This is a genomic window from Methanococcus aeolicus Nankai-3 (assembly GCF_000017185.1).
Lineage (GTDB): Archaea > AGJL01 > Methanococci > Methanococcales > Methanococcaceae > Methanofervidicoccus > Methanofervidicoccus aeolicus.
Genome location: NC_009635.1, coordinates 402,456 through 425,906, shown reverse-complemented (window position 1 = coordinate 425,906; position 23,451 = coordinate 402,456). Strand labels below are relative to the sequence as shown.

Sequence of the window (23,451 nt, the reverse complement as noted above, 5' to 3'; positions counted from 1 at the left end):
AAAATGGGTAAAGGAAATAAAGAAGAGATATTAGTTATTACTTCATTGTTATTATTTGTGCAGGGATATTTGTATGTAAATATAATTCCAGTCATGATTGGAATAGGTATATTGTTGTATATATTAACAATTAGAATATCATTTAATCCAGAAATAGAAATTGCCATGATTAATCCAAAATATGAATTCGTTGATAATGAATATATCAATTTAAAATTTAAAATAAAAAATAATTCAAAAATTCCATATAATATTGAAATTAAAAATAATAATTTTTATTTTGATTGGGATTTTGAAAAAACAACAGTCAATAAACAGGAAGAAATAGAATATGGGGTAAAACTAACACCTAAAAAAACAGGTAGTTTCAATTTTAAAGATTTTGAGTTTAGAATATCCGATATAAATAATATATATTTCAAAGATATTAAATTAAATTATGAATATGCTTTTGAGGTATATCCTTCAATAGATAGTTTGAAAAAGCAAATGAAAATAAATAAAAATATTAAGCTTGGAAAAGAAATGTTGGACGATATAAAGATGGGAGTTAGAAATGTAGAATTTGAAGAATTGAGGGATTATGTGGTTGGAGAGGATTATAGATTTATTGATTGGAATGCCTCCTCAAAAAAAGATAGATTAATTGTTAAAACATTTTTAAGTGAAAAAGAGGCACCCACCTATATATTGGTAGATGTTAGCAGTGAATTTAGACGGGAATTGCAGTTAAACAAATCAAAAGTAAAACATATATCTGCAATAGTTCAGGGAATGATAAATTCAGTAGTAGCTAGAAAAAAACAATGTATCGTTATATTTTTTGACAATAATTCAATTAAAGAAACGATGCAGGTATATAATATAGATTCTGTTAAAAAAACAATAAATAAATATTTAAAACCTATTAGGGGATTTCCCAATTTAAATTTTAGAAAACGAAAAGAAAATAAATTAATATATCAAATAAATAAAAATATAGTTGGCGGCAATGTTATTATCATTACTGACGGAGCATTAAGATATAATGAATTAATAAATTTGCATAAAGAATTAAAAAATAAAAATACAGATTTATATATTATTTCATTAAATTCAATTTTATATTTGGGGGACAGTCAATTAAATAAAGATACAATTCCAAAAATATATAAAAAATATATTGAAAGAGAACAAATTATTAATCAATTAAATTATTTATGTCCTACAATAGATATCGGACCAAAAGATAAAATAGGGGGCAAATTATGAATACTCCAAAATCGCTTTGCAATTACAACTCCGGTATAAGACAAAATCCAAATCCAAAGAGTTTTGTAGATAATTTGAAATTTGAAATTGCACCATTAATTTCTGCAATAATTGGGGCATTACTTGTTAATTATTATGAAGGATATTTTATAGCATTTGTATATATAATAATATATATATTATCATACTTGAAACAATATAAATTCTCATTAATATTATTTGTATTGTATTTATTGTCTATTGGGTTTTTTATTAAAATTAATGAATTTTATGATTTTTGGAATATAATCTCTTTTATTGTTATTGTCATACCCAATATTATTTTTTTGGATAAATTATTAAATCCTAAATATAATAGCTTAAAATTAGTAATTAGCAATAATATACCTAAACAAGCAGACAGATTATTTTCAAAAAATAATAGCAAAAATATTAATTTAGACGGCCTATTTGGAGTATTGTATATACTGTCATATATTAATATATATTTTTTTATATTTCTTGCTTTATGCCACTTGGCAATAATAATATACAATAAGGCATATAGTAAATCAGTATTTTTAATATTAATATCTATTTTACCATTAATATATGCAATAATGACTCTGTATAAAGAGATATTACAATATAGTTACCTATTACAAATTTTGGTGTTAATTGGTTTTAGTATGCTCTATATATTCGGAATATGGGTAACTCAAAAAACTATAAATACATTGGAGTGAATATATTAATTATGAATAACTATGCCACATATTAATGCATAACGAAAAAATAAAGGAAGGCGAAAATATGAAAATTCATGCGATATTACTATCTTTATTGATAGTATTTGGGGCAATTCCTTTAAGTCTTGCTTCAACTACTGATAATATAGCTATTATAGTATCTACGCCAGCAGATGCTGTTATTGCAGCACCTTATGCTAGGGCAATGGGGTATGAGTTAATATATACTCCAACTAATGAGCTATCGGAAGATGCTAAAAGAAAATTAACAAATATTGATAAGGCAATAATAGTCGGGGGACCGATTGCAGTCAGTGAATCCGTAGAAAATAGTTTAAAATCATTAAACTTAAAAACGGAAAGAATTGCAGGGGAAACTAGAGTGGAAACATCACAAAAGATGTTTGATAGAATTAAACAGGATAAACCTGAAATGGTTAAAAATGTAATAGTTGTAGATGGGTTTAATGAAAAAATAATTCCTGTGGCTGTAAGCTATGGAGCTCCCATATTATACACTGGATTAAATAAGGATAATCAAATAATAGAAACGATGGAGAAATCCATAAAACCAGAAACCGTAGTATTATTGGGGAACATTCCAAGTGCAGTTCAAAAAGTAGCCCAAAATAGAGCTTCAAATATTATGATTGCATCAGGTAATGATGAAACAGTGATAAAAAATGCTCTGTCATATGTTTCAAAAATAAACCCAAACGCTGAAAACAAAGCTGTTGCAGTAGTTTATGCAGAAAAAACCAACAATCCAATATTGGATGCAGTAGTAAGTTTTGGTAATGGTTTCGTAGGTGCAATAGCTCCAATTTCAGTACCAAAAGAAGATATAGTAGATAAAATAATTTCAAAACTTACATTTGCATCAGAGGTTTCAATTTCAAGTGATAGTCCATCTATCTCAAATGTTATATCAAATGTCGCAAATAAATTTGGACTGTCTGCCACTACAATAAAAACTACTCCATCAAGTGGGGGCGGGGGAGCACCATCCGCAGCAGAAGAGGACAATAAACCGACAATAAATAAATTTGATGTTTCAACCAATGGATTGGATGTATCATATACAATAAATGTAAGTGATGATAATGGATTAAAAAAGATTGTATTAAAATATGGAGATGGAACGGAAAGGGAAATAAACATATCTGGAAAATCATATGCTACAACAATATCCAAAAATTACTTAATGCAAACAGTATATACTGCCACGATAACGGCATACGACAATAACAACCAGAAATCTACGCCATCCACTAAAGAGGTAAATTTGAAATACTTCAATATAGACCCAGCATCTATTTCAAAAAGAATCAATGGAGCCGTAAATGAGGTTATACCAATAACAATTACAAATCATCAAAATACAAGCATATCTATTACAAATACTACCACGGGAACAAGTGCAAACCTTGCAGTTTCAATGAGTGGAAATTTAACAATCCCGGCAAATACCGCAAAAACGATAAACTATAATATAACAAATATATCGGCACTACCTGATGGAAAATCATACCAAGCAAAAGTTGTATTTGCTTTAAATGGTTATCCAAAAATAAATAAGACATTTGTATTGGATATTACAGTTCCAAAACAAGAAACTATAACCACAACAGGAAATAGTTCCGTTTCATTACAGGTTGTAAATACAACAGTAGCAGAAAATACAAGCATTACAATAGATGACAATGCTACAAACAATGCATTTGTTATAAACACAACAGTAGGAGCTAAATCATTAGATATTACAATACCAACAACAAATACGACAAATACGACTACAATAGTAAACACAACAATTCATTTGGAAAATATTAAAGATGCATTTAATAGGGCAGAAGAAATTCAAAATACTTCAACCTTGACAGAAGCACTTATAAAACCAGTGGTTGTTGCAAGTAAAGCCGTAGACAATGTATCAGTCGATATTAAAAACATCACATTTGATGAAACTACAAATAAATCAACAATAAACACAGAAATTAAATTTAACAATACTAACGATACATTCGTTGTAGTTGCCATACCTATCGGTAATAACTCAGTAAGTGGAATATCTAAAAATAATATGGCCATTCCAGAATACGACGGAACGGGAAATCAAACAAAATACTATAAATATGATGCAACTAATGGTATTTTGATACTATTTATGAAGGAAGACCCCGTGATAAGTATTACGGTAACTGTAAAGGCAATAAATGAGCCACCAACAATATCTTATACATATATTGAAGATGGATTAAATATACTAATAAATGCATCAAAATCATCTGACCCAGAAGGAGCTCCTTTAACATTCACATGGTTAGCACCGGGAAATCAGAGTGTTTCATACCTTGATGGTGGAAAAACAATTAACATAACCTATCCAGCAGATGGAACCTATAATACTACATTAACCATATCAGATGGAGTATATGATGTTTCATCCGTAATAACAGTTTCAGTAGCTCAGCCAGTTGCAGAGAAACCAGCAATAAAGGTTGTGGCAAATAGCAACAGTAAATTTATTGAATTTGTAGGGCAAAATAGTAATACGATAACAATCGATACTACTAAAAATATAACCATACCTACAATAACAGCAACCGTAAATGTTGTAGATAAAAAAACAAATGCCGTAGAAATATACTTCAAAGATAATGTAAGTGTGAAATCAATTATTGAAGCTATGAACAACTACAATAAAGTTGCATACAACGGAGATACCATTACAATAACATACAATAATGCAGATATGAATGGAAAGAATGTTTCATTAAATATAATTACCACAAGAAAGACCTTTAGAAACGATATGAATGAACTATTGGGTGGCGATGCAACAGGATTAATAGATACATTACACATGAGTCATATAAGCACAGAAACAGTATCAAGTGGTAAAGCAACATTTACCATCTCTGCTGATGACAGCAATGCAGACCATGTTGTAGTAATCACAGAAGGAAATATGGTTATGCCTACCAATAATGAGGTTAAAATCCTTGCAGTAGGTGGATTTGAAGTAATGAAATACAATATGACATTAACATTCGTTGGAACAAATCCTATAACTAATGATTCAACATACAATATTTTAATAAATGATACCCCTTCAAATAATATAAGATATGGATTGGCAATGATAGATAAAAATACAGGAATAACATTAAATGTGGTTGGAACAAATCCAAACAACAACTTATTTAATGTATCATTGGGAGGAAATAGTGGAAGCGAAATAATTGTGGAAAACAATGATTTCATAACATTAAGTTCTGAAAAAATGAAAAACATATCAGAAGCAATATTTAATGGCACTGCATCAGTGAAGTATAGTAGTCCAACAACTAACAGCACAGCCATATTAAAGCTTCAAAATATACCTAATAGTAATGTAATAGGAATAGCCTACGATACAGTAGATAAAAAGATTGTTGCAGTAGAACAGCAATAAAATATATTTATTTTTCTTTTTTTTGTTTTATAGATATTTTCTAAAAATTTTGTAAAATTATAAATATGTTAAATTTTTTATAATATATTATTAAAAATAAATTCACAGTTAATAATGGGTGGTTTATATTAAAAAAACATTATTTTTTATGCTTATTATTTTTGGATTTTTAATTTCTCCAATTTATGCAGCAGTTTCAGATGTTCAAATAACTCCTTCAAACCCAAAAGTAGGAGACACCATAACAATAACAGGAATGGCAAATCCAAATGAAGATATAAATTGTCAAGCATGGTTTGAAGTTAATCCAATAGTATCATATCCATATTATGGATATCTTATGTATGGTGTAGATATTCCTACCCCACCAAATACATTTAAGGTTATTGGAGAAAATGTAAGAGATATATCTGTAAGTGTAAATATGGGGGCGTGGATTACAATAGATGCGACTGCAAACAGCAATGGCGTAGCAACAGTTTCTAAATCAAATGTTCCTGCTGGAACCTACGATATGAAAATTGGAGGAAAGATTAAAAATCAATCAAAACCTGTAAAACTAAAAATTATCGCATCTACAACCATAAAAGCAGATGAAAATGGGAATTTCAAATATTCCTACAAAACAAATAACATTCCAGAAGGAACCACAGTATATTTGAGTATTGGGGGAGTAAATAAAGAAATAATAATCAAAGGGGATACGCCAGCTCCACCAGTAATGCCTGTGGTCAATAATATAAATGACACAGATAATGAACCTCCGAAAATAACAATTCTATCCCCTAATCAGGGGACATATAATATATCTAATTTAAATTATGAAATATTGATAGACGATAATTCCAACTATACCGTTGATATTTATATAAACAATAATAAATTGACCTATTCAAAAAATGGCAACAGATACACCGGAACAATTAATTTAATTGAAAATAAAAATATATTTAAAATAACTGCAAAAGACTCATATAACAATGAAAATACTAAAACCATATACTTGGATTATATTATTCCAAAACAGGGAGCTCCCATATCAGAAAACAAGTCTCCCATATCAGAAAACAAGTCTCCCATATCAGAAAACAATTCAACACCGGAAAACAATTCTCCCATATCAGAAAACAATAGTATTAAAAAACCATCAACAACTCCAAATATAATATATGGCACAGTAATAAAAAAAATAGGCAATGCATCGTTAATAATAAATGATGAAACTGAAATTAGCACAGATGGTGACATATCTATTAATAAGGTGGAGCTCCCAAATACTACGATGGCATATTTAATATCTCCAAAAGATGCCGAGTTTAGCAAACCTCTAATCCTAAAAATAAAGATAGATACCACCAAAGATAAAATATTACGAATGATATATTATGATGAGAAATCCAAAGTATGGACCACTATACCTTATACATACAATAACAATACCATAACATCAAAAATAACAAAATCTGGATATTATGCCCTTAAAGAAGAGACAGCAGTTAAAAATAATAAATCACCAATTGAGCAAATAATATCAATTGTTAAAATAATTATAAATGTTATTAAACATTTTATTGGAAAATTTTAAATTTCGTAGGGAGCTCCCATACAGAACAAAATTAAAATATATTTTTATTTTTATTTTTTTATATTTCGTTTTATGACTGTAAAATGATTTGTGATTTTGAACAAAAGCATAGCTTTTGTATGCAAAAGCTTTTATATTTTCAAATTCCATAATAATTATATGGAGTATAGTTAATCTTCAATAACTGTCCCTTGTTAGACCCGATAGTCCGAAGATTGACTATTAACAAACACAACACTATATATATTAAACTATTTTTAGAATATAAATTCGATATGCGGATAGACGGTATAATCGTGGTGAAAAAATGCAAAAAATAAAATCATTAATCTTAGCCGGGGGAGTGGGTAGTAGATTATTTCCATTAAGTAGGGAGCACTATCCAAAACAATTTATAAAATTAAAAAAATTTGATAAATCATTATTTCAAATGACTTTTGAAAGATGTTTAAAATTATCAAATATTGATGAAATATATATAATCACAAATGAAAAACATAAATTTTTAGTATTGGGGCAAATTGAGGAATTGGGTTATGAAATCAATAACAATGGAAATAATGGTGGTTTTAATGAGGACAATATATTAATTGAACCAATTGGTAGAAATACACTTCCTGCGATTTATTATGGTTTGGAAAATAGCAAAAATAACAAAGAAAATAATAGTAATACCATAGTTGGAGTATTTTCATCTGACCATTTGATTGAAAATGAAGAAGAATTTATATCTGCGGTATTGTCTGGGCAAGAATTGGCAAAAGAATATATGATTACATTCGGAATTAAACCAACCGAACCAAATACAGGATATGGATATATAAAACCCGCTGAAAAATTGAATGGAGGATATATTGTAGGGGAATTTAAAGAAAAACCAGATTTAAAAACTGCCAAACAATATATTGAAAATAATTATTTATGGAATAGTGGAATGTTTCTTTTTGATGCAAATATTTTTAAAAATGAAGTTAAAAAACACTGTCCAGATGTGTATGAGGCTTTTAAATTCAATAGTGTTGAGGAAATTTATGAAAATGTTCCAGATATCTCGGTGGATTATGGAATTATGGAGAAATCCGATAAAGTTGCAGTAATTCCATTAAATATTATTTGGAATGATATGGGAAGTTTTGACTCTTTTTATGAATATTTTGAGAAGGATGACCAAGGGAATGTAATATATGGAGATAATATATCCATAGATTCTAAAAATAATTTAATTAATACCTCAGACGGAAAACTTGTATCATTAATTGGTATTGAAGATACGATAGTGGTGGATACTAAGGATGTTTTATTGGTATGTAATAAGGGGGAATCTCAAAAAGTAAAAGATATAGTTAAATACCTAAAAAATAAAAAAGATGATAGAATTCAATTCCACACAACTGTATATCGTCCATGGGGAACATATACAATATTGGAGGAAGGACTATTTTATAAAATTAAAAGAATCACGGTTCATCAGGGTAAAAAACTAAGTTATCAGCTTCACCACCATAGAAGCGAGCACTGGGTAGTAGTAAAAGGAACAGCAAGCGTAACTATTGAAGGAAATGAAATGCTTGTTAGAAGTGGGGAAAGTATTTTTGTAAAAAGTGGATTAAAACATAGGTTAGAAAATCATGGTAAAATACCTTTGGAAGTTATAGAAATACAGGTGGGAGAATATTTAGAAGAGGACGATATTATTAGATTTGACGATGATTTTGGTAGAAAATAAGGGGAGGCGTGTTTGGAAAATGTGTGTAGGGGAGCTCCAAAATTAATTTAGAATATTTTAAAACCATTATAAAAATATATTATCTTTTTAAAAAATTTCGTTCATATGGTTAAATACTGTCAATATATTCATATGTTTAAAATCTATAATGTGGTGGATATTATGAATAACCAATTTAAAGAAAGTGCAGAAGTTAAAATAAATTTTATACAAAATAACGAAGAAAATTTAAAAAAATCTATTGAAATAATTAAAAATAGTTTAAAAAACGGAAATAAGATATTAATATGTGGAAATGGTGGAAGTGCCGCAGATGCTCAACACTTTGCAGCAGAAATTGTAGGGAGATTTAAATTAGAACGAAGGGGATTTCCAGCAATTGCCTTAACAACAGATACATCCATATTAACAGCAATAGGTAATGATTATGGATTTGAAAAAATATTTGAAAGGCAGGTTGAAAGTTTGGGAAATGATGGTGACATTTTAGTCGGCATATCCACAAGTGGAAACTCTGAAAATGTTATTAAGGCCATAGAAAAAGCAAAAGAAATGGGGCTATATACAATAGCTTTACTTGGAAAAGACGGAGGGAAATTAAAAGATTGTGCTGATTTATCACTAATAGTTAATTCAAATAATACCCCAAGAATACAGGAATGTCATTTAACAATATATCATGTTATATGTGAAGAAGTAGAAAAAGAATTGGTAAAATTATGATAATACAAAATAAAAATTTACTTAATAATATGGTAAATGAATTAAAAAATCAAAATTTAAAAATAGTTTTTACAAATGGATGTTTTGATATACTACATAAAGGACATGTGGAATATTTAAATCATGCTAAAAAATTTGGAGATATATTAATAGTTGGAATTAATTCAGATAAATCAATAAAAAATATAAAAGGAGATAAAAGACCAATTATACCATTGGAGTCAAGAATGTATGTTTTGGACAGTTTAAAATCGGTTGATTTTATAGTTCCATTTGAAGAGGATACTCCAATGGACCTAATTGAAATTATAAAACCAGCTGTGCATGTAAAGGGTGGAGATTATTCTGTGGAAGATTTACCCGAATCAAAAATAATTAAAAAATACGGCGGAAAAATAAAGATAATCCCATTTATTGAAGGATTTTCCACAACTACCGTAATTGAATGGGTTTTGGAAAAATATAAATCTTAATAATTTTAATTGATTAAGAAACAACTTTTAAAAACTATAAAAGGAGGTAAAAAATGATTTGTGTTTTGGGGGATATAATGCTTGATAAATATACCTATGGAAAAGTTGAAAGAATAAATCCAGAAGCTCCTGTGCCAGTATTACAGGTGGTTGAAGAAAAATACGCCATTGGGGGAGCAGGAAATGTTGCAAACAATATAGTATCGTTAAAAGAATCCGTTGTGTTGATGGGCATATATAATAAAAATGATTATTTTGGAAAACAAATTATGGAATTATGTAATAAAATGAATATAAATTCATTTTTTGTATCTGATGGAAGACCCACCATTGTAAAACATAGGTTTGTAGCATTGGGATATAATCAGCAACTTATAAGGGTAGATTATGAAGAAAAACATAATATTGGGAACAAATATATAAAATTATTTGTCGATAAAATTTTAGAATTAAATCCGGATATATTAATAATTTCAGACTATGCAAAGGGATTAGTTACAGAAGAATTGATGGAGCTCCTAAAAAAACAATTTAAAGGCAAAATATTAATGGACCCAAAACCAGAAAATATTGCCTTGTGCAAAAATGTGTTTTTAATAAAACCAAATTTAAAAGAGGCTTCAGGAATCGTTGGAAGAGAAATAAAAAACAACGATAAAGATGTTGAAAAAGCAGGTATGGAAATTGTAGATAACTATAATGCAAATGTAGTAATTACAAGAAGTGAAAAAGGTTCAACGCTAATTACCAAAGATAAAAAAATATATCATATTCCAACAGAGGTCATGGAGCTCCACGATGTTTCTGGTGCAGGAGATACATATATAGCAACAATTGGCTATGCTCTTGACAAAGGGCATGATTTAATAGATGCCGTTAAATTGGCAAATAAGGCGAGCTCAATAGTAGTTGGAAAAATAGGAACTGCAACAGTTAATTTGGAGGAGTTATTTAATGAATAATCCAGCAAATAAAGCCATATTTCTTGATAGGGATGGAGTCATAAATAAAAAACTTGAAGGAGATTATGTTAAATCCACTGATGAGTTTGAATTGCTACCAAAAGTAAAAGAAGCCTTAATAGAATTTAAAAATAAAGGTTATTTATTAATTGTAATAACAAATCAGCAAGGAATTGGAAAAGGTTTAATGAGCGAAAATGATTTAAAAATTGTGCATAATTATATGACTAAATTATTGCCTGAAATTGATGATATATACTATTGTCCTCATTTAGATGGAACTTGCAATTGTAGAAAACCTAAAAATGAAATGCTTTTAAAGGCAAAGGATAAGTGGAATATTGATTTTAATAAAAGTTGGATGATAGGAGATAGTGAAAGCGATATAATTTGTGGGAATAGTGTGGGATGCAAAACTGTAAAAATAATACGAAATGACAGGGAACGGAAGACTAATTCAAATTATACTTCCAAACAATTGTTTGATTGTATTAATATATTATAAAATTATCAATAAATCTCGTGCTGGTTTTGATTTCGTCTTTATAGAAAAAAAATAGATATGATGAACTTTAAATGGCTGCCTTTTTCATTAACTATAATATAAGGGATAAACTTTAAATATTATATAAAACACATTGTAATTTAGTTTAATTTTTTTAGCATAGGGTGATTAAATGAATGTTATGATAACAGGCGGTGCAGGATTTATCGGTTCCAATATTGCATTGGAATTGCAGGACAAAGGTTATGATACAGTTGTTTTAGATGATTTTTCAAGTGGGAATTTTAAAAATCTCCTGGGTTATGAAGGTGATGTTGTTTCTGATAGTATTTTAGATGTTGATTTAGATAGATTTAAAGATATTGATGCTATTTTTCATGAGGCCGCTATAACAGATACAACAGTCAGCAACCAAAAATTAATGATGCAAATAAATACAGAGGGGTTCAGAAGACTTTTAGATTTTTCTGTTGAAAATGATATAAAGTTCATTTATGCATCCTCTGCGGCAACTTATGGTGATGCTGAATCTCCTCAAAAGGAGGAATATGCTGGAAGACCAAATAATATATATGGTTTTTCAAAATGGATATGCGACTGCATGGCTAAAAAATATATGGAGAAGTATCCTGACAGCCATATAGTTGGTTTAAGATATTTTAATGTTTTTGGACCAAGGGAGCAGTATAAGGGAAAAATGGCTTCAATGGTTTGGCAGTTGGCGAAACAAATGGTTGAGGGAAAAAATCCAAGAATATTCAAATGGGGGGAGCAGAAGAGAGACCAAGTTTATGTTAAAAATATTGTTCAAATAAATTTATTGGCATTGGATGCTAAGGAGAGCTGTATTGTAAATGCAGGTAGTGGAAATGCCGTTTCCTTTAATCATATTATCGAAGTTTTAAATGATGTTTTGGGCTTTGATTACGAACCTGAATATATTGACAACCCTTATGAAGAGTTTTATCAAGATTTTACTCAGGCGGATTTAACCAATGCTAAAAAATATTTAGATTATGAACCCAAATGGAATTTTGAAGATGGGGTTAAAGATTATGTTGAATGGTTAAAGGAAAATAGGTATATTTAAAAATATTATTGGGTGATATGTATGAAAAAGGCAATTATTACGGGAATAACCGGACAGGATGGATACTATTTAACAAAATTACTTTTGGAAAAAGGATATGAAGTTCATGGAATTGTTAGAAGAAATAGCCAAAATTCCTTGGGAAACTTGGAACACCTACCAAAGGAAGAATTGGAACAAATAAATATTCACTGGGGGGATATTACAGACAATTTATTCATGGATAATGTTGTTAAAGCGGTGCAACCTGATGAAGTTTATCATTTAGCTGCTCAAAGTTTTGTTGGATTCTCTTTTGAAAATCCAAGATTTACCTATGATGTTAATATTGGTGGAACTTTAAATGTAACTAATGCAGTAAAGGAATATGCACCATCTTCAAAACTCTATTTTGCTGCAACATCTGAATTGTATGGAAAGGTTCAGGAAATTCCGCAGAAGGAAACTACACCATTTTACCCAAGGAGCCCTTATGGGGTTTCCAAGTTGGCAGGATTTTGGACTATTAAGAATTATAGGGAAAGCTATGACTTATTTATGAGCAATGGTATCCTGTTCAATCACGAGAGCCCCATGCGTGGCCCAGAATTCGTAACAAGAAAAATAACAATGGCTGTTGCTAAAATATCTCATGGATTACAGGATTTTGTTGAATTAGGAAATTTAAGTGCTAAAAGGGATTGGGGTTATGCTGGAGATTATGTTTATGGCATGTGGAAAATATTACAGCACGATAAGCCAGATGACTTTGTTTTAGCAACAAATGAAACCCATACAGTTAGGGAATTTGTTGAAAATGCCTTTAAGGTTGTTGGAATCGACATAGAATGGGAAGGGGAAGGAGTTAATGAAATTGGTAAAGATGCTAACAATGGAAAGGTTTTGGTAAAAGTTAATCCTGAATTTTTCAGACCTGCGGAAGTTGATATATTAATTGGTGATTATTCAAAGGCTAAGAAGGAGCTCGGATGGGAACCAAAAGTTAAATTTGAAGAATTAGTTAAGATGATGGTTGAAAAGGATTTGGAAAGAATTGGGAAATTGAAATAAATTTAAATATATAGTTTATTTAGTTCAGATTTAAAATGAATTATGTGAGCTCCGATATATATTTTTTAATTTTTAAAAATTTTAAGATGATACTATGGATAAGAAACTTTTAGCATTAATACCTGCCTATAATGAAGAGGAATCTATTAAGACGGTAATTGAGAATATCAAAGATACTGTTGATGGGATTTTAGTTGTTGATGATGGGAGCTCCGATAATACCACGGAGGTTGCAAAGGAATGTGGTGTTGAAGTAATTACCTTTGAAGAGAATAAGGGAAAGGGAGTTGCAATTAGGGAAGGTTATAAATATTTTATTAATTCTGAGCATGATATTTGTTTTATTTTTGATGCCGATGGGCAGTATAGAAAGGAAGATATTTTGCCAGTTTGCGAACCTATTATAAATGATGAAGCAGATATAGTTGTAGGTTCAAGATTTATTGGTAAATATACTGATGGGGCAAATATTAACTACAAAATTAGAATAATGTGCAACAACATATCCACCACTGTAACAAGGATTATGTCGGGAGTTCCAACAACTGACTCACAAAGTGGTTTAGTTGCAGTTAGCAAGTATGCGGCTAAACAACTTGATTTAAATGCTGATAGATGGGGCATTCATCAGGAAATCATAATAAGGGCTGGTAAAAAAGGTTTAAGATATAAAGAAGTTCCAATTGTATTTGAAAAAAGGATGCATGGAGTTTCTCGGTTGAAGGTTTTGAAGTATCCTTTCACAGCATTTCCTGTGATGTTAAAGGCATGGGTTAGGAAATAAGGTGAAACTGTGAAAATATGTTTAGTCGGTCCTACATATCCATATAAAGGAGGAATATCCCATTATAACACTACATTATGTAATGAATTATCAAAAAGGCATAATGTATTTTTGATTTCTTACAAAAGGCAGTATCCATCATTTTTGTATCCTGGGAAAGAACAGATAAATAAAGATAGCAACATAAAAGTAAATGAAACTACAAATTTTGAATATATAATAGATACTATAAATCCATTAACCTGGATTAAAACATATTCAAAAATCAAAAACGAAAATCCTGATTTAGTAATTTTTCAATGGGTACATCCATTTTTTACATTTGTATTTTTTACAATTACATACTTATTAAAGAAATTCACCAACATAAAAATATTATATATATGCCATAATGTTTTACCTCATGAGAGAACAAAAATAGATGAGTTTTTAATAAAAATGGCTTTTAAAAATGTGGATTATTTTATAGTTCATTCAAAAGAAGATTATAATAATTTAAAAAAAATAATTCCTAATGCAAAAGTAAAACAAAGCGTTCTTCCAACATATAATATATTTAAAACAAAAAAGACATCAAAAGAAGATACAAGAAAATCTTTAAACATTGATAGGAATAAAAAAATAATATTGTTTTTTGGTATCATTAGGGAATATAAGGGATTAATATATCTTATTAAATCCATGCCTAAAATTATAAACGAAGTTGATGATATTAATTTATTAATTGTTGGTGAATTCTGGGATGATAAGGACAAATATATTGATGAAATTAAAAAATTAGGTATTAAAAACCATATAAAAATAATTGATAAATATATTCCTGATGAAGAAGTTGGAATTTATTTTTCTGCTGCTGATGTTGTTGTTCTACCCTATATTTCCGCTACTCAAAGTGCAGTTATCCAAACTGCTTATGCATTTGAAAAACCTGTTATTACTACCAATGTTGGTGGGTTACCAGATGTTGTTGATGACAATAAAACAGGCATTATTGTTAAGTCAGAAAATTCAGAAGAATTGGCTAGTGCCATAATCAATTATTTTAAAAATGATAAAGAAAGGAAATTTACGGAAAATATCAAAATTAAAAATAAAGAATTTTCCTGGGAAAAATTAATTAAAGATATTGAAAATTTGGTGGAATAATGAAAATAGGGATTATTTCAGATCGATTAAATAGACCATTAACAGGGATAGGAAATTACGTTTATAATCTAATAAACGAACTTTCAAAAATTGATAAAGAAAATATTTGTTTAATAAATTATGAAGAAAATAATTTATTTCCAGATCTAAATAGAATTTTTATAAAAAATCCTTTTGAAGAATTTCCAAAGAGACCTTTTTATTTTTGGCATTTGTTTTTAAATTATTATCTCAATAAAAAAAAGTTAGATTTAGATATAATTCATAGTCCCGAAAACTCATCATTATTCACTAAATTAAAAAATCAGTTGAAAATTATTACTGTTTATGATGTTATACCATTACAGTTTCCAGAAACATATGCAAAAATAACAGTTTTTAGATATAAATTATTATTCTCAAAAACCCTGAACACTTCAAATAAAATAATTTCAATCTCACACCACACAAAACAAGACTTAATAAAACACTTTAAAATCTCAGAAGATAAAATAAAAGTAATACACTTAGCAGCAAATGAAAACTACAAACCATTAAAAGAAAATGAAATAAACAATATAAAACAAAAATACAATTTAAATTATCCATTTATTTTATATGTTGGAACATTGGAACCTAGAAAGAACATTCCAAACTTATTAAAAGCACTTTACAAACTTAAAAAACATAGTATAAAACATAAATTAGTAATCACAGGTAAAAAAGGTTGGAAATACAAATCCATCTTCGAAACCATAGAAAAACTAAACTTACAAAAGGATGTTATATTTACTGGTTATGTTCCAGATGAAGACTTACCAGCTTTATATAATGCAGCGGATTTATTCGTTTATCCTTCTCTTTATGAAGGCTTTGGATTGCCACCATTGGAAGCTATGCAATGCGGAACACCAGTAATTACTTCAAATACTTCTTCATTACCTGAGGTTGTTGGAGATGCTGGAATAATGGTTAATCCCTATGATGTTGATGAATTGGCAAATAAAATGTATGAAGTTTTAACCAACGATGGAATAAGAGAAGAACTATCTAAAAAAGGTATAGAAAGAGCTAAATTATTTAGTTGGAAAAAATGTGCTGAGGAACATTTGAAGGTTTATGAAGAAGTTTATAATATGAAATGAGGGGAAAAAATGAAAAGAATTTATAAAAATTCCAAAAATTTAGAAAAATATATGGGAATTATAAAAATTATAGATTGTATGGGAGATACTATATTTTTTTATAAGAAAAGAAAAAAATTTAATAAAGAAAATATAAAAAAAATTTTAGTTGTAAGGTTAGACCACATTGGAGATATGGTTTTATTATCTTCGTTTCTTAGAAATTTAAAAAATAATTTTCCAAATTCCGAAATAACAGTTTTATGCAGAAAAATGACAAATGATGTTTTAGAATGTATTCCATATATTGATACTATTCAGATATTAAATACTTCCTGGCTATCAAGAAATGATAGTGAAGGTTGGAAAAACATTTTAAGATTTCTAATTAAACACTATAAAAAATATGATTTAGCTATTGACTTGAGAGGAAATCCTATTCATAATATTATGGTCTCATTAGTTGGTAAGTATTCTATGGGATATGGGTGTAAAGGATTAGGATTTTTACTAAATAAAGAAGCTATTTGGGAAAATAAGCCAAAGCATATAGTAGAAAGAAACTTAGATGTATTGAGAATATTAAATTTACCTGTTGATAATGGAAAATTGGAGCTAAAAGTTGATAAAAAATATTATGAAAGTTTAAAGAATAAATTAGATTTTATAAATTTTGATAAAGATTTGGTTATATTATGCCATCCTATAAGTGGAAATAAATGTAAAAATTGGTTATTTAGTTACTGGAATAAATTAAATAACTTAATTATTAAAGAAAATAAAAATATAATAATTCTCTATGGCGGTTCAAAAAATGATTATGACGATATAAGTAAAAACATTAATATGCATAATAAAAATATCTTTAACATTGCCGGCAAATTATCTTTAAAGGAATATTTTGCATTAATTGATTTGTGTGATTTGTTAATAAGTGTTGATACCTTTGCAATCCATGTTAGAACAGCATTTAACAAACCATTAATTGGAATATATTCTGGTACTAACTATTTATATGAATGGGAACCATATATTGAAAAAAAAATAATTTTTCAAGATAAAAGTTGTCATTTTTATCCTTGCGAAAGTTTTGAGTGTTTAGCAGATAAACATATATGTATGGAAAATATAAAACCTGAAACAATATTTAAGGCATTTAAAAAATTAAGGGATAATCATGAAATTTGAAAATCCATTTAAATTACAAAATTGGAAGATTAAAAAATTTTTAATGGCTATTTTATTTTTTCAAATATCTTTATTGGGATTATTTGCACTAAATAAATTGGGAGTTAATACTCCAATTATAAGACCGTTAATAGGATTTATTTATTTGTCATTTATTCCAGGTTATTTATTATTAAGAATTTTGAGATTGCATAAGTTAAACAGTATTGAGAGTTTTTTATATGCTCTTGGGCTGAGTTTATTTATGGATATGTTTGTTGGATTTTTAATGAATATGCTTTATCCGATTTTAGGTATTACAGATAAACCAATCTCAGAAATTCCAATAGTTTTAACTATGGCGGGAGTTGTGTTTTTATTATGTATTATTGCATATCTTAGAGATAAAAATTATAACAATCCCGATTTTATAGATTTAAAAGATATTCTAAATCCACAGGTTTTATTTTTAAGTTTAATTCCATTTATGGCAATATTTGGAACCTATTTGGTAAATTATTACCATAACAATATTTTGTTAATGATTATGATTGTTGTTATTGCATTAGTTGCTTTAATTATCGGATTTACAAATTGGATTGATAAAAAATATTATCCTTATGCTATTTGGATAATAACTATTGCATTAGTATGGCATATAATGTTGATAACACCTTATGCGCTTAATTATGATGGTGAAATGTATGGTGCTGAAACGACAATAGAAAATGGGTTTTGGAACTATAATAATTTTGGAAATTACAATTCAGTGTTGAGCAGTAAGATATTCACACCATTAATATGTTTCATTTGTGGCCTTAATTTAATTTGGATTTATAAGGTAATATTTCCACTATGGATTTCTACATTCCCTGTTGCAATTTATATATTTGTTAAAATATATTTAGCTGACAAAATTGCATTTTTATCTTCTCTGATAATAAATAGCATGGGGTATATAATGATATTTGCAATTACTACTAAGCAATTTATGGCAGAATTTTTCATAATACTATTTATTATTACAATATACAATAATATGAATAAATTTAAAAAAAAAATATTGACTATTTTAATTGGATTTAGCATAGTTTGGTCCCATTATGGTACTTCATCCATATTTATGGCAGGATTATTATTTACTGCTTTGTTTTTAAAGATTCCCGGATTATATAATAAAAATAATAATAACTTAAAAGAGGTTTTCTCATTAGTTGGAATATATGTCACATTATACTTGTCCTGGTATGTATATATATCTGATTCTTCATTATTTTGTACAATAATAAGTATTGGAAATAATGTTTTAAATTCAATTTGGACAGAATTTTTAAGTCCTGATACATCAAGAGGGGCATACATGATGACTAAACAAGTATCCGGGTTATTGTTAATTCGAAAATATATGAACTTTGGAGTAGCATTTTTTATAATATTGGGAATGATCAAATGCCTATTAAATCTATTTAATAAAAAATCGAAATTTAAATTTGGTTTAATATATATTGGAATTTCATTATATTTTTTAGCAATTTTAGTGGCGGCGATAGTTTTACCATTTTTTGCAGTTATGGGACCAGATAGACTATTTACACTGTCACTGGTGGCTACATCACCATTTTTTTCCATAGGAGGCATATTTTTTATTAAATTGATTTTAAAGGGGTTTAAAAGAGATATTACTACAACTAATATTTTAAAGATTATGCATATTTATATAATAATCTTAATGTTACTAAATGTTGGATTTATTCAAGAAATTACAAAAAATCATCCGCGATCAATAGCATTAAGTCAAAAATCCATAGATAATTTTGGAAATTTAGAAGACAAATCAGCATTTTATAGGCTATTAACAGATGTTTATGATGTACATGCGGCAAAATGGGCATCTGCGTATGGAAAAAAGAATATTTCTCGTAATAATGAATTGCCGTCATCTGTTGGAGCCACATTTGACAATTATGGAGACAGGTCTTTAAAAATAATTGGATTAAATCCACACATAAAAAATATAGAAAGTAATACTTACATTTGGCTGAAGTATGCAAATATTAAAAATATAGGATTTGATATTAATCGTTATACGATGATATGGTATTATTTTAATTTTTCGGATGTAAAACCCCTGTTAAGAGGTAAAAACAAAATCTACGATAATAAAGGTAGCCAAATTTTCCTTTCAAATTAATTCAAATTTTAGCTTTAAATTCATTATATAAATCAAATACTATTTTTTTAATCTGTTTATCTGCAACAATTAACATTACCCCATAAACTAAACTCCCAAAAATACTTAAAAATATCCAATCAACAGACTCTTTTAACATATAACTTATTAAAAATACAAGCCCTCCACAAAATAATGGCTTTAGCATCAAATCAATAGCAGATAATTTAAAAAAATATTTAATTATACAATATACCATTAAAAATAATCCAATTAACTCAGTTAATACAGTAGCAAGCGATGCACCCAAAATATCAAACCGAGGAATTAATAAATAATTCAGCAAGACATTAAATATTGCATTTAACATTACAACATTGCATAAATATTTTTGTTTGCCTGTGACGCTAAGAAAACTACCTGATAAATATGTAAGATACATTATAGGTATTACAAATATTAAAATTTTTAGTGCCGTAACAGATGGCTTATAATCTATCCCATAAATAAAATTTATGATATCGCCGGCAAATAAATATATTTCAACGAATATCAATAAAGACATTGAAAATAGAAATTTAAAGGATGTAGAATATATTTTTTTTAAATTATTAATATTATTAAAATTCTTTGATATTGTGGGCAGTATTGATGCAGTATATATTGCAGGAACCGATAATAAAATTAATATTAATTTATAAGGTGCATTATACCATCCGACATATATATTTCCTTTCATTGCAGATAACATTACTGAATCTATATTAAAATATATGCTTATAAAAATCCCGCCCAATCCAAATGGTATCGCCTCTTTTAAAAGCCATCTCCAAAATTTCAAATCTACACTTAATTTTGGTTTTACAAACTTAATAGATAATACACATATACAATATATAAAGTTTATTATTGATGCCATTAGGTAAATATATGCGAATTTTACAATATCCAAATTCAAAAAGACAGCTAAAAATACACCCGAGAACATTAAAATACTATTCAAAATTTTTCCGATACCCATGTATTCCATTTTCTCATAAGATTGATATATTGAGTAAATAGTTTGGTTAAATGAATTAAATAAAGTACTTAATGCAATAATATATACAACAAATATTGTTGTAGTATTGTAATCTATAACTTTCATTATGATTATAATTGATAAATATACAATAATACCAATTATAACCTTTAACATTAGTATATTATCTAAGTATTTTTCAGTAATTGTTTTATCTCTGGAAATATCTCTAATACTCAGCTGATTTATTCCAAAATCCATAAATATGGCAAATATTCCTGTAAATGCCATGGCAAAAGATATGATCCCATATCCTTCTGCCCCTAAATATCTTGCCATGTACATTACATATAAAAATCCTAAAAATTTGCTAAGAACTTCGGAAATATACAATATTGTTGTATTTTTAGCTATTATCTTTATAGTACCCAAATGTATCCCCTTTTTTAATATACTCTAAATTTTATGTTTTGTATTTTTTATTCCTTTTACTATGGGTCGCACAATTTTATATACAAAAGATGGGGTTAAAAATAATGGAATATACCATACCCAAAATCTCGGGTATTTATGACCTATGGGATAGAGGTCTTTAAACATTTTGATATATATATTATATGATAACCCACTTAACTTGAAGGATACTATTCTTCCAGATAATACTGGTGTATTAATTAACATTTTTTCAATTATTTTATATTCTTCGGAATTTTTACCAAAAACTTCTTTTGCAATAGATATGTAATTTAAATCTATTTTAAATCTACCATATTCCTTTAATTCATTTAAAAAACTGTCATTATCACTTCTCCAACCTACTAAGTATTTATTAATAAATTTAACTTTTGAACTCTGCTTCATCATGGAATAAATAATATAAACATGAACATAAGCACTTCCTATCCATTTTTCATATCCTTTAATGGATAACCATTTTTTTCTATTGATAACCATTGCTGAGATATAGCCCCAATCCCATAATTCTACTCTATTTAGTGCATTAACTGAGTTATTAAATAGTACATCATTTCCATCATCATTAATTAATGGAGAACGGAGGTTTATTTTCTTCTTTAATTCTTTATCATATCCTTTCTGTTTTACGATAAAAATATCCACAACATCCCCATTCCCTTCAATCTCCTCCAAAACAGTATCAATTCCACCATCTTCAATAATATCATCACTGCCCAATAACCAACAATACTCACCATTAGCAATTTCAACAACTTTTAAATAATTATAATCAGCACCCATATTTTTTTCATTTTTATGATAAATTATAGGAATTTGTGATTTCTTTTGATATTCATTAACTAACTCTTCTGTATTATCCTCAGAAGCATTATCAGATATACAAATCTCTACTTTATCTTTATTGTTCTCGTTAATCTGCCTCAATATTGAATCTAATGCATCCTTTAAAAATTCAGCCCTATTATATGTAGGAATACAAATTGATAACAGTGGTTTATCTGTCATAATTACTCACCCAAAATTTCCTCACACCATTTAATCATTTTTCTTAATCCTTCTTCCTTAGATATCTTTGGTTTCCATCCAGCATATTTATTTATTTTTCCAACATCTGCAACAAATACCTTTTGGTCACTGCATCTCCAAGGCTTTTTGTTTATATTTATATTAATACTTAGTTCATCTTCCAGAAATCCAAATAATTCCAACAAAGATAAACTATTGTTCATCCCCCCACCAATATTAAACGCTTCACCTGCACATTTATCAATATTTTCAACAGTTTTGAAATACAGATTTACCATGTCATCAGCATGTAAAACATCCCTCACCTGTTTTCCATTCCCATGTATTTCGACACCTTCAATTTCTCCGCTCTTAATCCTTAATGCTTCTTTAACGAACCATCCAATCCATCCTTGATCATAGGTGGCAAATTGCCTTCCTCCATACATTGAAGAATGCCTAAAAACAACTGTTTTTATGCCAAACATTCTATTATAATCTAATAAATACTGGTCTGCTGTTCCTTTTGAGCATCCATAAGGCGAATGGAAATCTAAACATAAATTCTCATCAAATCCATTTGGATAATCTGGGGCAATATATCTTGTTTCTTTTTCCACATATTTGATATATTCTAAATCCCCATAAACCTTATTTGTCGAAGAAAATAATACCATAGTTTCTGGACTGTATTTTCTAATTGCTTCAAGTAAGTTAAAAGTCCCCAATGCATTAACTTCAAAATCTAACCTTGGATTATTCAATGATGTGGTCATTGCAACTTGACCTGCTGTATGGAACACAACATCTGGTTTATATTTTTTTATCATTTCTTCTATATCATACCACTGTCGTATGTCCTTATTTTCAAGGGTAAAATCCCCCTGCTCCTTTAACCAGTTATAATTTAATGTAGTCCCTTCTCTAAAAAAATTATCCATTATTATTGTCTCATATCCGCGGTTTATACTTTCATGTGAAAGATTGCTCCCCAAAAATCCTAATCCTCCCGTTATAAGAATTTTCAT

General features: G+C 28.2%; 19 protein-coding genes. 16 read left to right on the top strand and 3 right to left on the bottom strand.

What is annotated here, in order from left to right; translation table 11 throughout:
• Positions 1 to 3 precede the first annotated feature (3 nt).
• The 16 genes from MAEO_RS02030 to MAEO_RS01950 all read left to right on the top strand — a co-directional run bounded on the left by MAEO_RS02030 (position 4) and on the right by MAEO_RS01950 (position 19,941).
• The gene (locus MAEO_RS02030) at positions 4 to 1,251 is read left to right on the top strand and encodes a DUF58 domain-containing protein (protein ID WP_011973125.1); all 1,248 of its coding nucleotides are present in this window, start codon (positions 4 to 6) and stop codon (positions 1,249 to 1,251) included.
• Positions 1,248 to 1,976 carry a hypothetical protein gene (locus MAEO_RS02025; RefSeq protein WP_011973124.1) on the top strand — a complete coding sequence of 243 codons (729 nt, stop codon included), beginning with the start codon at positions 1,248 to 1,250 and terminating at the stop codon, positions 1,974 to 1,976. The genes MAEO_RS02030 and MAEO_RS02025 overlap by 4 nt, the downstream gene beginning before the upstream one ends.
• A 67-nt stretch (positions 1,977 to 2,043) precedes the next feature.
• Positions 2,044 to 5,436 (top strand): cell wall-binding repeat-containing protein, encoded by a 3,393-nt coding sequence (locus tag MAEO_RS02020; RefSeq protein ID WP_048062352.1) that lies wholly within the window; start codon positions 2,044 to 2,046, stop codon positions 5,434 to 5,436.
• Positions 5,437 to 5,584: 148 nt separating this feature from the next.
• Positions 5,585 to 7,021: a hypothetical protein gene (locus tag MAEO_RS02015; RefSeq protein ID WP_011973122.1), complete on the top strand. Its 1,437-nt coding sequence runs from the start codon at positions 5,585 to 5,587 to the stop codon at positions 7,019 to 7,021.
• Positions 7,022 to 7,337: 316 nt separating this feature from the next.
• Positions 7,338 to 8,747, top strand: a complete 1,410-nt coding sequence (locus MAEO_RS02005; RefSeq protein WP_048062441.1) for a mannose-1-phosphate guanylyltransferase/mannose-6-phosphate isomerase — start codon at positions 7,338 to 7,340, stop codon at positions 8,745 to 8,747.
• A 162-nt stretch (positions 8,748 to 8,909) separates the two neighbouring features.
• Complete coding sequence (gene gmhA / locus MAEO_RS02000; protein WP_011973120.1) at positions 8,910 to 9,470, top strand: D-sedoheptulose 7-phosphate isomerase; 561 nt, start codon at positions 8,910 to 8,912, stop codon at positions 9,468 to 9,470.
• Complete coding sequence (rfaE2, locus tag MAEO_RS01995; RefSeq protein WP_011973119.1) at positions 9,467 to 9,943, top strand: D-glycero-beta-D-manno-heptose 1-phosphate adenylyltransferase; 477 nt, start codon at positions 9,467 to 9,469, stop codon at positions 9,941 to 9,943. Before gmhA ends, rfaE2 begins: the two co-directional genes overlap by 4 nt.
• Before the next feature lie 53 nt (positions 9,944 to 9,996).
• Positions 9,997 to 10,905 carry a bifunctional heptose 7-phosphate kinase/heptose 1-phosphate adenyltransferase gene (locus MAEO_RS01990; protein WP_011973118.1) on the top strand — a complete coding sequence of 303 codons (909 nt, stop codon included), beginning with the start codon at positions 9,997 to 9,999 and terminating at the stop codon, positions 10,903 to 10,905.
• On the top strand, positions 10,898 to 11,410 hold the full coding sequence (locus MAEO_RS01985) for a D-glycero-alpha-D-manno-heptose-1,7-bisphosphate 7-phosphatase (protein ID WP_011973117.1): 513 nt from the start codon (positions 10,898 to 10,900) through the stop codon (positions 11,408 to 11,410). Before MAEO_RS01990 ends, MAEO_RS01985 begins: the two co-directional genes overlap by 8 nt.
• A gap of 172 nt (positions 11,411 to 11,582) precedes the next feature.
• Positions 11,583 to 12,500: an ADP-glyceromanno-heptose 6-epimerase gene (gene rfaD, locus MAEO_RS01980; protein ID WP_011973116.1), complete on the top strand. Its 918-nt coding sequence runs from the start codon at positions 11,583 to 11,585 to the stop codon at positions 12,498 to 12,500.
• A 21-nt stretch (positions 12,501 to 12,521) separates the two neighbouring features.
• Positions 12,522 to 13,550 carry a GDP-mannose 4,6-dehydratase gene (gene gmd / locus MAEO_RS01975; RefSeq protein ID WP_011973115.1) on the top strand — a complete coding sequence of 343 codons (1,029 nt, stop codon included), beginning with the start codon at positions 12,522 to 12,524 and terminating at the stop codon, positions 13,548 to 13,550.
• Positions 13,551 to 13,644: 94 nt separating this feature from the next.
• The gene (locus tag MAEO_RS01970; RefSeq protein WP_011973114.1) at positions 13,645 to 14,334 is read left to right on the top strand and encodes a glycosyltransferase family 2 protein; all 690 of its coding nucleotides are present in this window, start codon (positions 13,645 to 13,647) and stop codon (positions 14,332 to 14,334) included.
• A gap of 9 nt (positions 14,335 to 14,343) precedes the next feature.
• The gene (locus MAEO_RS01965; RefSeq protein WP_011973113.1) at positions 14,344 to 15,480 is read left to right on the top strand and encodes a glycosyltransferase family 4 protein; all 1,137 of its coding nucleotides are present in this window, start codon (positions 14,344 to 14,346) and stop codon (positions 15,478 to 15,480) included.
• Positions 15,480 to 16,604 (top strand): glycosyltransferase family 4 protein, encoded by a 1,125-nt coding sequence (locus MAEO_RS01960; RefSeq protein WP_011973112.1) that lies wholly within the window; start codon positions 15,480 to 15,482, stop codon positions 16,602 to 16,604. The genes MAEO_RS01965 and MAEO_RS01960 overlap by 1 nt, the downstream gene beginning before the upstream one ends.
• 9 nt (positions 16,605 to 16,613) lie before the next feature.
• On the top strand, positions 16,614 to 17,771 hold the full coding sequence (locus tag MAEO_RS01955; RefSeq protein ID WP_011973111.1) for a glycosyltransferase family 9 protein: 1,158 nt from the start codon (positions 16,614 to 16,616) through the stop codon (positions 17,769 to 17,771).
• Positions 17,761 to 19,941, top strand: coding sequence for a DUF2206 domain-containing protein (locus tag MAEO_RS01950; protein ID WP_011973110.1), 2,181 nt, complete (start codon positions 17,761 to 17,763; stop codon positions 19,939 to 19,941). Before MAEO_RS01955 ends, MAEO_RS01950 begins: the two co-directional genes overlap by 11 nt.
• 1 nt (position 19,942) lies before the next feature.
• On the opposite strand, the gene MAEO_RS01945 is transcribed toward MAEO_RS01950, so the two are convergent.
• Genes MAEO_RS01945 through MAEO_RS01935 form a run of 3 tightly spaced genes read right to left on the bottom strand, consistent with a single transcriptional unit; the run spans position 19,943 to position 23,451 of the window.
• Complete coding sequence (locus tag MAEO_RS01945) at positions 19,943 to 21,373, bottom strand: flippase (protein ID WP_011973109.1); 1,431 nt, start codon at positions 21,371 to 21,373, stop codon at positions 19,943 to 19,945.
• Between the two features lie 24 nt (positions 21,374 to 21,397).
• Positions 21,398 to 22,423, bottom strand: a complete 1,026-nt coding sequence (locus MAEO_RS01940) for a glycosyltransferase family 2 protein (RefSeq protein WP_011973108.1) — start codon at positions 22,421 to 22,423, stop codon at positions 21,398 to 21,400.
• 2 nt (positions 22,424 to 22,425) lie between these two features.
• On the bottom strand, positions 22,426 to 23,451 hold the full coding sequence (locus tag MAEO_RS01935; RefSeq protein WP_011973107.1) for a GDP-mannose 4,6-dehydratase: 1,026 nt from the start codon (positions 23,449 to 23,451) through the stop codon (positions 22,426 to 22,428).